Below are 14,418 nucleotides of genomic sequence, written 5' to 3' on the forward strand. Positions count from 1 at the left end.
TTTGGCCTGCACGTTTGTTCTTAATCAGCCTTTGCCATATCACAGAAAGTATCCATCAACTCTTTATATGGAAAATGTTTCAAGAAATATGGAACCAGCTCTCTAGCCACCTCTTGAAGCTCAAATCGACGACCTGCACATTCCTCTAGAGAAGTTATCCCAAAATCGGTGATCCCGCATGGAATAATCCCTTGAAACCCGCGCGCCGCAATCCCCTCAGAAATGTTAAAAGCAAAACCATGACTGGTAATAAAACCTCTTCTAAATTTACTCTTATTAAACTTCACACCAATAGCACAGATCTTCTCATCGCCAACCCATACTCCGGTGTACTCCGGTTTACGATCTCCGACAATACCGTAGGATGCCAAATAATCAATAATAACAGCCTCCAGACTGCGCAAGTACCCATGTAAATCCACTTTGCCATCTTCTCCGAGCTTAAGGATCGGATAACCTACAAGCTGACCGGGTCCGTGATATGTAATATCTCCTCCGCGATCGATTTCAAACAGCGCGATTCCTTTTTCTTCGAGCTGCTTTTGATCCAAGAGAAGATGTTCAGGATGATTTTGTGAACCAATAGTATAGGTAGGCGGATGCTGCAAAAGAATAAGTCTCTCCGGCTGCTCGCCAGAATCAATGGCATGCACACTTTCTTTTTGCAGCTCCCAGGCCGTCCCATACTCCATAATAGGGTCATATGAAATCTGCAGCTTACGAATATCCGAATTATTCATACCGTCAGGTCCCCTTTTTCAGTCTCATGCCTGCACAGTTTGGCTCGTTATTATTTTAGTAAAGTTTCGTATCCGGGGTATATCCTTCAATGTTATCCTTGACGCGTTGCAAGAAACGACCACAAATGACTCCGTCCAGAATCCGATGATCGAGCGACAGACAAATATTAGCCATTGATCGCACACCTATCATATCGTTAATGACCACAGGTCTTTTTACAATCGATTCAAATGTTAAAATCGCTGCCTGTGGATAGTTAATGATTGGATAAGAAAGAATGGAGCCAAACGAGCCTGTATTATTTACAGTGAAAGTCCCTCCCTGCAAATCTTCCAGGCTCAGTTTGCCTTCGCGTGTTTTTTGTGCCAATTCATCAATCTCACGAGCCAACCCAGCGACATTTTTCTGATCAGCCTTCTTAATCACAGGAGTGATAACCGAATCTTCTGTACCTACCGCTAACGAGATATTGATATCACGTTTGACAATAATTTTGTCTACAGCCCAGACAGAGTTCATAATCGGGTAATCCTTAATCGCACTCACAACAGCCTTCATCATGAAAGCCAGATAGGTTAGATTGATACCTTCTTTACGCTTGAACTCATCCTTATGTTTATTGCGCAGTGCGACCAGATTAGTCACGTCTACCTCAATCATTGTCCAAGCATGCGGAATCTCAGAGACACTTTGACGCATTCTTGTAGCAATTGTATTCCGGATTGGCGTTACATCAATCAGGTATTCAGAACTGCTGCCTCTGCCACCCTCAACTTCAATTGTTGGAATACGAGGAGATTCGCTCAAGTGTAGACCCGAATGGCGAAGTGGCTCTTCTGCCTTCTTCTCTTGGGCTTGAACGAACTGTGGAGCAGGCGGTTGTGACGCCATTGGGGCAGGCTGGCTAGCAGAAATCGAAGCTGCAGATCTAGCTCCGCCGCTTTCGAGGAAAGTCAGCACATCCTTACGGGTAATCCGACCACCCATACCAGTACCAGCAACTAAAGTCAGATCGATGTTATGTTCAGCAGCCAAAGTCTGTACCGCAGGAGAATAGCGTGCACGCATCATATCGCCAGCAGTTGAAGTCGCACTTTGTCCTGCAGCATTATTAGAGGAATTAGCTGCAACTGTGTTAGTGTTAGTCACGTTTGCAGCAGCAGATGCAGTCACAGGCACGGCTATACGACAAATGACTTCGCCGACATTGACAACCTGGCCTTCTTCCGCCAATAGTTCACCCATAACTCCATCTATCGTTGAAGGTAATTCCGCATTTACTTTATCTGTAATAAGCTCACATATTGGTTCGTATTGCTCTACCGGATCGCCCGGTTTCTTCAGCCATTTGCCGATCGTCGCCGATACTAGCGATTCCGCCAGCTGCGGCATGATCACGTCAGTCAACTTTTGGTTGTCAGACATCTTTTCACTCCTTAAAAGTTTTACGAAGCATTGACTCTTAGAAAGACTACATAGTAAAACTTGCTTCGTAAGCATATTCTTAAAGTTTTACGAAGCTTCGTCAGCATCACCTGAGTTTTAGGAAGCTTCGCATCTACTCAACAAATTAATATTGTGCCAGCCGGAGCATTTCCGCCTTCACTTTTTCTTTACTTAGCATGAAAAACTTCTCCATTGGCGGGCTGATTGGCATCGCCGGAACATCGGGACCACAAAGACGGAAGATTGGTGCATCCAGCTCGAACAGACAATGCTCAGCGATAATGGCCGCCACTTCGCCGCCAATTCCGCCTGTTTTATTATCTTCATGCACAATCAATACCTTACCGGTCTGACGGGCAGCAGCAATAATCGCATCACGATCCAGCGGTTGCAAGGTACGCAGATCAAGAATATGTGCTGTAATTCCTTCCTCGCGTTCCAATTCTTCCGCAGCCTGCATAGCAAAATGCAGCGGGAGACTGTAGCCAATCACCGTAATATCCGTTCCCTCACGCAGCAGATTAGCTTCGCCAATTGGAACGGTGTAATCCCCTTCCGGCACTTCTTCCTTGATCAGCTTGTAACACTTTTTGTTCTCAAAGAAAAGCACCGGATCAGGATCACGTACGGCTGCCTTCAGCAATCCTTTAGCATCATAAGCGGAGTAAGGCGCTACAATCTTCAATCCAGGTGTACCAAAGAAAATCGATTCTGGACACTGTGAATGATACAAACCGCCGAACACCCCGCCACCAATAGGGGCACGAATGACAACCGGGCAACTCCAATCGTTATTTGAACGATAGCGGATTTTAGCCGCTTCACTGATAATTTGATTCGTCGCCGGAAGCATAAAGTCGGAGTATTGCATTTCAGCAATTGGTTTCATTCCGTACATAGCTGCTCCGATGGCTACACCAGCAATCGCTGATTCAGCGAGGGGTGTATCCATAACCCGCTCTTCGCCAAACTGTTCCTGTAGACCTTTAGTTGTGGTAAATACGCCGCCTTTGAGACCAACGTCCTCACCAAGCACGAACACGGAATCATCGCGCTCCATTTCTTCCTTCATCGCGAGCCTGATGGCATCGATATATTCCATTATAGCCATGGTTTATGCCCCTCCTTTGAGGTCGGAATCACTGTATACATGCAGCAGTGTGTCTTCCGGTTTCGGGAACGGAGCATTATCGGCATACTCGATAGCCGCTTTAAGCTCAAGATTGCATTCAGCAGCAAGATCTTGTTCTTGCTCGTCACTCCACAATCCCAGACCGATCAAGTAATTACGGAATCCTGCTACGCCGTCCTTCTTCCAGTTCTCATCAACCTCTTCTTTGGTCCGGTAAGCCAGATCATTATCTGAGGTGGAGTGTGGAGACAAACGGTACATCATCGCTTCAATCAGCGTAGGACCTTCACCCGCGAGGGCTCTTTCCCGCGCTTCCTTAACGACACGATAAACCTCAAGCGGATCGTTTCCGTCTACACGCACACCAGGAAATCCATAACCCAGTGCACGGTCGCTAACCTTGCCGCCTAACTGTTTATGAACAGGAACAGAGATTGCGTACTGATTGTTCTGGCACATGATAATAACCGGCAGCTTATTCACTCCGGCAAAGTTACAAGCTTCATGAAAATCCCCCTGATTGCTGGAACCTTCACCGAAGGTTACAAAGGAGACGAATTTCTTCTTCTGCATTTTGGCCGCCAGAGCAAAGCCAACCGCATGAGGGACCTGAGTGGTTACAGGGCTTGACCCTGTCACAATACGCAGACGTTTGCTGCCAAAGTGACCCGGCATTTGCCGCCCACCACTGTTTGGATCTTCTGCCTTAGCGAATACGGACAACATAAGTTCGCGTGTAGTCATACCCACTGAGAGCACGAAAGCATAATCGCGGTAATAAGGTAAAAAATAATCATTTTGCCGGTCCAGCGCGAACGCCGCCGCCACCTGACCCGCCTCCTGGCCTATACCGGAGACATGAAAGTTGATCTTGCCAGCGCGCTGAAGCAGCAGACTGCGCTCATCGTATTTACGAGCGAGCGACATATATCTGTACATATCGATGACCTGGCCGTCACTAAGTCCAAGCTGCTTATGTCTGTTAATCGTTTCTACAGTACCTTGGGGTTCCATAAAGAGATACCTCCTTATTCATAAAGCCTGAAGTCTTACAGGAATTAAGACCAATTGTGCCCTGATCTTAAAACCTGGTACTAAGACTTGACTTGAGTATATTATAATCCCTTTCTACCCAAAAAGAAAAGCTAAGAAAAACTAAAATCCAATAGATCTTCCATCCACAGCTAACATTGCTTCTCCGATAATCTCCGAAAGGGTAGGGTGAGCATGTATAGCTTCACCAATCTCCCAAGGTGTTGCATCCAGTAGCTGTGCCAAGGCCGCTTCTCCAATTAGATCCGTCACATGAGGACCAATCATCTGCACACCAAGAATATCTCCACTGCTACGATCCGCTACAACTTTGACAAATCCGTCCTTCTGGCCATATACAATTGCCTTACCAATGGCCGAGAATGGGAACTTGCCAATCACTACATCATGTCCAAGCTCTTTAGCTTCCTTCTCGGTGTAGCCCACACTTGCTACCTCAGGCCGAGTATAGACACAACGTGGTACTAAATGTGTATGATAAGGATGTAGCTTCTCACCAGATAGATGGTTAACCGCCATTATCCCTTCATGACTGGCTGCATGAGCCAATTGAAGCCCACCGATGCAGTCGCCAATGGCATAAATATGCGGCTCTGCCGTCTGCATATTAGCGTTTACAGCAATAATCCCTTTGTCAAAGCGAATGTCTGTGTTTTCCAGACCAATATTCTCGATGTTGGCCACTCTGCCTACGGATACAAGCAATTTTTCTGCCATTAGGCTTTGACTTTGCTCTCCCTTACGGGCTTCGATCGAAATTCCATCCTCCGTTACCTGGCAGGTTGCAGCATCCACTGTAGTTTCAGTCAGTACCTTAACCCCACGCTTTTTCAACAACCGTTGCAGTTCCTTAGCTATCTCTTCATCCTCTTGAGGCAATAACTGACCTGCAGCTTCAACCACAGTTACCTGCACTCCAAAATCAGCCAGCATTGAAGCCCATTCGACCCCAATTACACCGCCGCCCACAATAATGATAGAGGATGGGAGCTCTTCGAGTGTGAGAGCTTCATCACTGCTAAGAATCACTTTCCCGTCTGGTTCGAGACCAGGCAATACTCGGGGGCGTGAGCCCGTAGCGATAATAAGATGGCTGGAAACTACTGTTTCCATCTCCCCATCTTCCAGTTCCACAGCTACAGCACCGCTGCGCGGAGAAAAAATAGAAGGACCCGTTACGCGCCCTTTACCTTTGACAACTTGTATTTTATTTTTGCGCATCAAATATTGTACGCCTTGATGAAGTTGCTCAACTACAGCTTCTTTGCGTTTCTGTACCTTTGGGAATACCAGCTGTACACCGCTTGTCTCAATGCCATAGCTCTCGCTCTCATTGATTTCAGCATATACCTCTGCACTACGGAGCAGCGATTTACTAGGAATGCAGCCCCGATGCAGACAGGTTCCTCCCAGTTTGTCCATTTCGATGACGACAACGGACTTTCCAAGCTGTGCAGCGCGAATAGCCGCCACATACCCTCCAGTACCTCCGCCAAGTATGGCCACGTCACATGAAATTGTCATGATATGTATCCTCCAGTCATTACACGTAAGTTCATTTTACTTAGTATATTGTACTCTCTTTTTGCTCTATTACAAAACTTATAAACGTCATATGCAAATGGACTTTTTCTTGCTAAAGCGTTATCATATGGGTGAATCTAAAGGGCTAAGAGGGGTAGGAGACACTTATGAAACTGTTAATTTCACGCTTCATTGCCATCCTTATTCTTGTGTTTCCGGGCTTAATAGCAATGAAGGGCTTCCTCATGATGAAGGATGATATTTTTGATTACATATCCATGCATGGTGATGATTCTGTTGTGCCCCACTTTGCTTGGCTGCATTTCGGTGGTGGATTGCTGCTCTTCGCAGCTGGCATGACTTTCCTTGGTGGCTGGATTCTGGCTAGGGACCGTAAGAAGAATTACGTAGGTCCAAGGTTCAAGGAGAAGCAAAAGGCGAAACAAGCCGGAACGCAGGAAACGATCTCTTAAGAGGCTATGCTGAACTTAGGATCAGCTTTTTCATCTCATCATTTATTCACCTGATCATATGAATCTCGAATCGCACACAATCAAGCCTTATTACCCTGCTGATTGTAATTTGTACAATAGATTTCCCCACATTCAAAGCCTCCCAGCTCACCCGATCTGGTGCTCGTTATCTATCATAAATAACATAAAGGCGAGAACTTCATGGACGCAATCTGCGCTCCCTGAAAATTCCCGCCTTTTTCTTAAATTCCCGCCTTATCAAGCGCCTCTTTCCGCCGCCCCTGTACCAACTCGCTGTACAGTCCGCCTTGCTTCAGCAGCTCTTCATGAGAGCCTTGCTGCAATAATCTGCCGCCCTGAAGCACAAGAATTCGATCAGCTGCACGTATCGTGCCAAGTCTATGAGCAATGACGAAGCTCGTTCGCCCTTTCATCAGCGCCTGCAGCCCTTCCTGAATCTTGATCTCGGTCACTGTATCAATACTGCTGGTTGCTTCATCAAGCACAAGCATAGAGGGGTTAGCAAGAATCGCTCTCGCAATGGAGAGCAGTTGCTTCTGCCCTTGGCTTATACCGCTGCCATCCGCCGAGAGCATCCGTTCATAACCTTCGGGCATTCGCATAATAAAAGAATGGGCATTGGCCAGCTTAGCCGCCTCTTCAACCTCTTCATCGGACGCATCCAGCCTCCCGTATCGGATGTTATCGCGGATACTCCCTTTGAACAAAAAGGAATCCTGCAATACAAAGGCCATATGACTTCTCAAGCTTTTCCGCCGAATCGAAGTGATATCTAAGCCATCCAGCGTGATTTTCCCCTGATTAGGATCATAGAAACGGGATAACAGCCCAATTAGCGTTGTTTTGCCTGCACCGGTAGGTCCAACTAAAGCGATCATCTCGCCAGGCTTCGCTTCAAAGCTGATATCCTGCAGCGTGTTAGAACCTCCATCATAAGAAAAAGCTACATTTTCAAACTTCACCGCACCCTGTACAGTTTCAAGTGATTTGGCTGCACCTTCATCTTTAGCCTCGGTCTCTTCGTCCAGCACTTCAAACACCCGCTCGGCCCCTGCCACCGCTGAGAGCAAGGTATTCCACTGATTCGCTAAATCATTAAGCGGACGAGTAAACTGGCGGGTATATTCCACGAATACGATGATCACACCCACTGTAATCGACCCACGGATCGCAAGCAGACCACCAATTCCTGCAACTATGGCGAAGCTGAGATTATTAAGACCATTCATAAGCTTGGGGATGAAACCAGAAATGGACTGCGCCCAGTAGCCTGACAGCATAATTCGCTTGTTGCGTTCATGAAAACCAGAGATGACGCGTTCCTCTTGTGAAAAAGCCTTGATAATCCGTTGTCCGGATAAGGTCTCCTCAATATAACCGTTAAGCTCCCCTACATTGCGCTGACGTTCTTTAAATAGTGGGCCTGTACGGCGTGTAATCCAGCGCATGCCTAACAACATCAAAGGCACTACGAGGAATGTGAGCAGCGTCAACAAGGGACTAAGCCACAGCATAACCCCTACGGTTCCTAGCAAGGTTAAGACACTTGAAAATATCTGAATAGCCGAGCTATTCAACGTAGAGCTGACGTTCTCGATATCATTGGTAAGACGGCTCATAATTTCCCCCTGCTGTCTCCGATTAAAAAAGGAAATAGGCAGACGGTGTAAATGGGAGAATAGCTCCGTACGCATCCGTAATACAGTTTCTTGAGCAATTTCGATCATCCATATGTTTTGCAGCCAAGAAGTCAGAGAATAAAAAATGTACACACAAGCAAGGCTTGTCAGAAAAACAACCCATGATCGCCCGCCGGTACCTTCCAGATAATTATCCACCGCTCTGCCAATCATGTATGGCCCCAGCAGCGCTAGCGCTGAGCTGAAGACAACCATGATCAGTACAAGAATAAGCTTGGCTTTACGCTCAGCTAGATAACTCCAGATCCGGATCATCGTCCCTGACCAATCCTTCGCCTTTGCTTTGGGTTTGCCGCCAGATGCTGTCCCTAGACTTCGTCCCACGCCAAGTTCAAAATTCGGTTTAGGATGACGAAAAGGTTCAATTAATGCTTTGAACATGCTGCTTCGCCTCCTCTACCTGTGATTCATAAATCTTGCGGTACAGCTCGGAGCTTGCCATAAGCTCCTTATGCGAGCCTTTGCCAATTAATCGTCCCTCATCCAGCAACAGGATCAAATCGGCTGATGCCGTTGAACTGATTTTCTGAGTAATCAAAAAGGTTGTACAGGAGATATCCTTTAGCGCCTCCAGCAAAAGCCCTTCCGTAACCGCATCAAGGGCACTGGTGCTGTCATCAAGGATCAACATAGCCGGTTTTCTAACAAGTGCACGGGCAATCGTTAACCGCTGCTTTTGTCCGCCGGAGAGATTAACCCCTCGTTGACCAAGCATCGTGTCATAACCATCTGGCAACCCTTTTACCGTCTCGTAAATTTGTGCAGCTCCCGCTGCTTGTTGGATTTGTTCCAGTGTGGCGTGTTCATTGCCCCATGCAATATTATCGCGAATTGATCCGCTGAAAAGCTGCAATTCCTGAGGCACATAACCTATCGATTTCCGCAGTCTGGAAATATCGATATCAGCACTTTTTTCACCGTCAATCCAAATGGTGCCGTCTGTCTCTTCATACAAGCGCGGAATCAAACTCACGAGTGAGGATTTTCCTGATCCGGTCGCCCCCATAATCGCTACTCGCTCACCAGCAGCTACTTCAAAATGAATGTCCTCCAGGACAGAGATATCACTATTAGGATACTTAAAGCAAACGCCTTCAAATTTAACGTGGCCCTGAATCGGCTCACCTTGCAAAGTCCCGCCTTCACGAACTCCAGCTCCCGCTTCCATAACTTCTGAAACACGCTGAGAGGAGGCACGAGCGCGGGAAAACGTTACAACAAGACCAGAGATAGCTGATAACGCTCCAATTGTTCGCAAGGAGTAATTAATAACAGCAACAGTCTGACCCAAAGTAGCATCCCCGCTGGAAATGGCTATCCGTCCAAACCATAAAATCGCCAAAATCGCCGCATTCACAATAAGCATAACAAAAGGCATCGTCGTCTCAGTCAAACGCAAGGCAGACACTGTTGATCTCATCAAATTCCCGCTAAATACCGTGAAACGTTCAATCTCATACCCCATACGCACAAATACGCGGATCAAGCGAATACCCGTAAGGTTCTCCTGAATCACGCCATTAACTCCGTCTAAACGCTGCTGGACCGTACGAAATAACAAGGAAGCTTTTCTCATAATCCAATAGAGGAAAAAAATCAACAAAGGTAACGCCACCGTCAGCAGTAATCCCAGCTTCACATGAACAACTAACGCCATAATCACACTGCCTACCACAACAAGTGGCACCCGTGTCATAAAGCGCAAGCTCATAAAAATAGTATCCTGCAGCTGTGATACATCGCCAGTCAGACGGGTAATCAGTGACGAAGTAGCAAAACGATTAAATACTTCATACGTAAAAGACTGTACCTTTTCGTACAATTTGTCCCTAAGATCGAACGCAAAGCTCTGACTTGCATGGGCAGCAAAAAAAGAACTGAGTACCCCGGCTGTAAACGCAACTACCGCGCTGCCGATCAATACACTGCCCCACAGCCATACTACAGAGGTATCTTTTTCTCGGATCCCCAAGTCAATGATTTTGGAAATGATCAAAGGCTGTGATAATTCTACCGTCAATTCAATGAGCATCATTACAAGGGCAGCTATTGCAGCTACCTTATATTTTTTGAGAAAAGAGAAAATCAAAGCCATTCGCATACCCTCTTTTTCTATTCGTACAGTGCATCCCTTAACCGAGTTGACATCGTGGAAGCCTGTCCAGTTTTCAGTATTGCTCGACGCAGTGCTTTATTACTCCGATTCAATTCCACCAAATCCGCCATCATTTCTTCCAGCAAGCTTTCAGTGTCACTGGATAAATCTCCATTCTGCTGCAAAAGAGCTAACCGTTCCTTATATTCGTCTAATCTTTCAGTCACACTTATTACTTCCTTTCCCATCTCTTATTACCTCTTATCATACCACATCCAATCAATCGCAATGTTTTCACTGGATACATCTGATCCGAATATGATACTCTAATATGGTCGCATTTTTAAGATATAATCAATGTTTTTTACGAAAGGATAGATGGAAGTGGCACAATTGTTTTTCAAATACGGGGCAATGAACAGTGGTAAATCTATTGAGATACTCAAGGTTGCACATAATTATGAAGAGCAGGGGAAATCGGTGCTCATTTTCACTCCATCCATAGACGACCGGGACGAGGTTGGTTTTATTTCTTCTCGTATTGGGCTTCGGAAACAAGCAATCCCCATCGATGAGAACACAGATATTTATAATATCGTCAGCAGTAACCAACCTAAACCACACTGTGTACTTATTGATGAATGTCAATTTCTAAGCAAGGAATGTATTCTCCAGCTAGTGCGTATCGTTGATGAGCTGGGCATTCCGGTAATGGCCTTCGGACTTAAAAATGATTTTCAGAATCAGTTATTTGAAGGCAGCAAATATATGCTGATCTACGCTGATAAAATTGAGGAAATGAAGACGATCTGCTGGTTCTGCGAGCGCAAAGCTACTATGGCTCTACGAGTAGAAAACGGCAAGCCCGTATATAGCGGCAAGCAAATCCAGATTGGTGGCAATGAAGCTTACTATCCGGTATGCCGCAAATGTCACAAGAATCCACCGCTATAGCCGTGTATAAAAAGCATCCCAAGGCCATAAAGGCTATTGGAATGCTTTTTTGATTAAGAAGATATTACCCTAAATATCTTTCTTTAAGAATATTCAAATGATGATGGTCATGTCCAATCATAATGCAGGCCTGAGCTCTCGCAGAAAGAGTAGCCTCGTTAACTATTCCCTTCCGGATCCATGCTTCCTCCGGCAGAGTTTCCATTAAGAGTAATGTCGATTCTCGAACAAGCTTGTAGTGGGCCAGCAATGCTTTTAAAGTGTGCGCTTCGAAATTGGCGGTAAGTACATAGTCTTTCTCTTCAAAACCCGGCAGTGGAGTCGTATCCCCTCTGGCGATGCACAATAAACGGTAGGACATGATTCTTCCGGTATCAGCCAGATGTCCGACCATTTCCTTGATACTCCATTTCTCCGGAGCGTAACGATAGTCCCCTTGTTCTTCCGTAAGATTCGAAATAAAAGTGAAAATCTCATCCGTCTGCTCTCTAAAAATAGTAATGATGTCTCCTTCAGCTGGCACTAAATCGACATATTTTGATAATTCTTTGAGATACTCACTGCTTTCTGGACGTCGATCCATGTCTAAACCCCTCTCATTTTGAATTTTTTTGAAAAAATAGGAGGAAAATTATACTGTAGTTGTTGTATTTTAGCTCATTTTATACGATACTTGCAATAATAGGGTTAGTTAAACTAGAAGTCATCGGGAGTGTCGGCATGCTAGATTTTATTCTTTTTATGATATTTTCAATACTAGAGACTTATGCAATGTTTTTTCTGGCTTTCAAAATCTTCAAAATTGATCTATATCATAAAGAGATGGTGTTTGCTAGTTTTATTATGGGCTTTTGTTCTTATACAATTAGGATCAACTATGGGATTTTTCCATTAGATATTTTCTCACAATTTGCACTAATGTTTTGTTTTATGTGGATGTTATTCCGGATTCATCCCTTCTACGCTTCAATATTAACCGGGATGGCCTATCAAGCTTACTCGGTGATTCAAGCCAGTATTGTGTATCTATTAAACTCTGTAATGTCCATGCCTCTAAATACTTCGGACCCGATTACAAAAAACATAATGACAATGCAGATTTTATCAGCATTAGCCGCGATTCTCATTGGTATGTATGTGGGCTATAAACGTATTGGATTTGACTTTGTACCTGATAAACCCGATGTAAAAGTCAAACCAACAACTAGTGAAAAAATATTATTCGCTCTTAATCTTCCTACAGTAATTGTCGTTACTTTATTCACCTACTTTATTGAATCTAATTTCTTTTTCTTGATCCCAATTTTCTATGGGGTAATATTATGGGGATATCTATATTTCTCATACAAAAAGGACAGAAATAACTATGAGTCATTTAGCACTTAAAATTGTTGAGGTCATTAAGAAAAGTAATCCAGAGCAATCGCATTCAATTGAAATCATGCATTATGCCCTTAGCATTATTCTGAATACTTTATTCATTATTATGACTTCTTTATGCATTGGCGGGCTCACTGGACAGCTAAAGGAAACATTCTTAGCCTTATTCAGCTTCATGCTCCTAAGAATGTCATCTGGTGGTGTGCATTTAAAATCCGCAAGAGCCTGCAATATTGTATCTATCTTTATCTGTTCACTGATCCCTCATATAACTTATCTAATACATAACCATTTGATTTGGATTAATCTTTTTTCTTTACTTGTAATGATCTTATGTGCTCCGAATCCTGATGCTAATGCCCAAATCCCCAAAGAATGGTATTTGGGTTTAAAGCTACTTTCCATAATTCTGGTTTTTTTAAATTTTCGGCTCCATTCGCCTGTCATTGGATTGGCATTTTTAGTTCAATCCTTTACAGTCATAATCCCATTACAAAGGAGGACAATCAGATGAAAAAAAACTTAGCTCGTTATGCTTCTAACATTTTAGGTACTTCTGCTACTGTTTTTGCAACAATTCTGAAACCATTTGCTCACAGCCCTGAGATTCCAAAAGAACTGCGCAAGTAATTAAACAAGGATGGGGAAACGATGCGTGTCTTACAGAAAGACGGTTCCTCTAGTGATATTCTAGAGGAAGATATATTGTATTTCTCGAATTATAAGAATACAATATTCGTCCATACGAAAGAAGGCGAATTTATTCTCCCCACCACGCTTTCCGATCTTTCCGTAGCGTATGAGGGTAAGGGATTCGAACGCCTTGACCGCAGCAATGTCGTCAATATCAACAACATAGAAGGCTATGATCCCGGGCGGAAGATTGTATGCTTTAATCAAGGTACGCAGTTCACTACTGTTTCGGAATCCAATGAACCTCGCCTTAAGAAGTATCTTGCTTCACAAAAGAAAAAACCGTCAGAATAAAATTCAGTTTTTTAATAATCCCGGCATGTTCACGCATGCCGGGATTATTTTATTAAAAATTGAAACTTTTTAGCAATTTCCTCAAAATCGCACATTATGCCATAATAATCCTCAAATGTAAAGATAAATTCGTAGGATGAATGACAGGAGACGGATCCTATTCCAAATGATACCATATAGATAAACCTATAATAAAAACAATTAATGATGGAGGATCATAATGAATTACTATTTTCATCCCTCTCCACGGCCCTCATCTCTGGAATCTATATCTGACGAGGATTTACTAAGAATCTATGAGCTAGCGGTTGATGCCCATGCGTTACCGGATTTCATTGAAATTATTAAAGAGATCATGAGAAGTAGAAATCTCATAGATTCTGAAAATATATAACATCCCCTTCCCCATTAAATTCACACTGACGCATGGTACACATTTTTCTTCAGCTTCAACCAACAATAAGCTCCTTAGGTCGCCTTAAGTCAACTACATTAACATAAAAAAGGTAGAGCCTCCGCGGCCCTACCTTTTTTATATGCACATATGATGGTTAATCTCAGATAAAAATAATGCTCTATTCTGTAATTTCTGTTTTGAAAACATTTTCCAATTTGCCGCCGAGTCTTTTCTTCAAGGGAACTTTAATATCTCTGCCCAATTCTTTAAAGAAAGTTTCAACATCACATTTCACATTTTTTGCAGTTGCGATTACCGCACCATCACCAACAATGTTTTGATTCGCTTCAAGAGGAACATCAACTTCGATGTCATACTTTTTGGATAATGTCTTGATGTACCGTGCGAAGATCTCCAGCAATTCCTCGTTATTAAAATTCTCTATAGCGACTTTGCCCTTGCTGGTAAACTTCATGTTAATTTTCATTATTAATATCCCCTTTTCTGTCAAACCA

15 protein-coding genes are annotated in these 14,418 nt (G+C 44.0%); 5 read left to right on the forward strand and 10 right to left on the reverse strand.

Annotated features, from left to right (window positions below; genetic code table 11):
- Nucleotides 1–20: 20 nt before the first annotated feature.
- The 5 genes from lipB to lpdA all read right to left on the reverse strand — a co-directional run bounded on the left by lipB (nt 21) and on the right by lpdA (nt 5,896).
- Entirely contained in the window at nt 21–740 is a 720-nt protein-coding gene (gene lipB, locus MHI25_RS21870) for a lipoyl(octanoyl) transferase LipB (protein ID WP_076129489.1), read from the reverse strand.
- A 55-nt stretch (nt 741–795) separates the two neighbouring features.
- Entirely contained in the window at nt 796–2,166 is a 1,371-nt protein-coding gene (locus MHI25_RS21875) for a dihydrolipoamide acetyltransferase family protein (RefSeq protein WP_076184130.1), read from the reverse strand.
- A 145-nt stretch (nt 2,167–2,311) separates the two neighbouring features.
- The gene (locus MHI25_RS21880; protein WP_036676034.1) at nt 2,312–3,298 is read right to left on the reverse strand and encodes an alpha-ketoacid dehydrogenase subunit beta; all 987 of its coding nucleotides are present in this window, start codon (nt 3,296–3,298) and stop codon (nt 2,312–2,314) included.
- 3 nt (nt 3,299–3,301) lie between these two features.
- A complete protein-coding gene (locus MHI25_RS21885) occupies nt 3,302–4,333 on the reverse strand; it encodes a thiamine pyrophosphate-dependent dehydrogenase E1 component subunit alpha (RefSeq protein ID WP_076184133.1) in 1,032 nt (343 codons plus the stop codon).
- Nucleotides 4,334–4,474: 141 nt separating this feature from the next.
- Nucleotides 4,475–5,896 carry a dihydrolipoyl dehydrogenase gene (gene lpdA / locus MHI25_RS21890; protein ID WP_340394279.1) on the reverse strand — a complete coding sequence of 474 codons (1,422 nt, stop codon included), beginning with the start codon at nt 5,894–5,896 and terminating at the stop codon, nt 4,475–4,477.
- A gap of 167 nt (nt 5,897–6,063) precedes the next feature.
- Between lpdA and MHI25_RS21895 the strand changes: the two genes are divergently transcribed.
- Complete coding sequence (locus MHI25_RS21895; RefSeq protein ID WP_076129486.1) at nt 6,064–6,369, forward strand: DUF2627 domain-containing protein; 306 nt, start codon at nt 6,064–6,066, stop codon at nt 6,367–6,369.
- A gap of 242 nt (nt 6,370–6,611) precedes the next feature.
- Here the strand turns inward: MHI25_RS21895 and MHI25_RS21900 are convergent, their stop codons facing one another.
- The 3 genes from MHI25_RS21900 to MHI25_RS21910 are packed head-to-tail and all read right to left on the reverse strand — an operon-like array spanning nt 6,612 to nt 10,433.
- On the reverse strand, nt 6,612–8,471 hold the full coding sequence (locus MHI25_RS21900; RefSeq protein ID WP_340394281.1) for an ABC transporter ATP-binding protein: 1,860 nt from the start codon (nt 8,469–8,471) through the stop codon (nt 6,612–6,614).
- The gene (locus tag MHI25_RS21905) at nt 8,452–10,185 is read right to left on the reverse strand and encodes an ABC transporter ATP-binding protein (RefSeq protein WP_340394282.1); all 1,734 of its coding nucleotides are present in this window, start codon (nt 10,183–10,185) and stop codon (nt 8,452–8,454) included. Before MHI25_RS21905 ends, MHI25_RS21900 begins: the two co-directional genes overlap by 20 nt.
- Nucleotides 10,186–10,202: 17 nt before the next feature.
- Nucleotides 10,203–10,433, reverse strand: coding sequence for a hypothetical protein (locus MHI25_RS21910; RefSeq protein ID WP_036676022.1), 231 nt, complete (start codon nt 10,431–10,433; stop codon nt 10,203–10,205).
- 136 nt (nt 10,434–10,569) lie between these two features.
- Between MHI25_RS21910 and MHI25_RS21915 the strand changes: the two genes are divergently transcribed.
- Nucleotides 10,570–11,139 (forward strand): thymidine kinase, encoded by a 570-nt coding sequence (locus MHI25_RS21915; protein WP_036676019.1) that lies wholly within the window; start codon nt 10,570–10,572, stop codon nt 11,137–11,139.
- 64 nt (nt 11,140–11,203) lie between these two features.
- Here the strand turns inward: MHI25_RS21915 and MHI25_RS21920 are convergent, their stop codons facing one another.
- Entirely contained in the window at nt 11,204–11,722 is a 519-nt protein-coding gene (locus MHI25_RS21920) for a DinB family protein (protein WP_076193181.1), read from the reverse strand.
- Nucleotides 11,723–12,069: 347 nt separating this feature from the next.
- On the opposite strand from MHI25_RS21920, the gene MHI25_RS21925 reads away from it, so the two are divergent.
- From MHI25_RS21925 to MHI25_RS21935, 3 genes are all read left to right on the forward strand, one after another.
- Complete coding sequence (locus MHI25_RS21925; RefSeq protein WP_143765049.1) at nt 12,070–12,525, forward strand: hypothetical protein; 456 nt, start codon at nt 12,070–12,072, stop codon at nt 12,523–12,525.
- Nucleotides 12,526–13,029: 504 nt separating this feature from the next.
- A complete protein-coding gene (locus tag MHI25_RS21930; RefSeq protein ID WP_139330034.1) occupies nt 13,030–13,149 on the forward strand; it encodes a cyclic lactone autoinducer peptide in 120 nt (39 codons plus the stop codon).
- A gap of 21 nt (nt 13,150–13,170) precedes the next feature.
- The gene (locus MHI25_RS21935) at nt 13,171–13,506 is read left to right on the forward strand and encodes a LytTR family DNA-binding domain-containing protein (RefSeq protein ID WP_036676016.1); all 336 of its coding nucleotides are present in this window, start codon (nt 13,171–13,173) and stop codon (nt 13,504–13,506) included.
- Nucleotides 13,507–14,081: 575 nt separating this feature from the next.
- On the opposite strand, the gene MHI25_RS21940 is transcribed toward MHI25_RS21935, so the two are convergent.
- Nucleotides 14,082–14,390 carry a hypothetical protein gene (locus MHI25_RS21940; protein WP_036676014.1) on the reverse strand — a complete coding sequence of 103 codons (309 nt, stop codon included), beginning with the start codon at nt 14,388–14,390 and terminating at the stop codon, nt 14,082–14,084.
- Between the last annotated feature and the right edge of the window lie 28 nt (nt 14,391–14,418).

The sequence above is a fragment of the Paenibacillus sp. FSL E2-0177 genome, from assembly GCF_037992975.1.
GTDB classification, from domain to species: Bacteria; Bacillota; Bacilli; order Paenibacillales; family Paenibacillaceae; genus Paenibacillus_AQ; species Paenibacillus_AQ odorifer.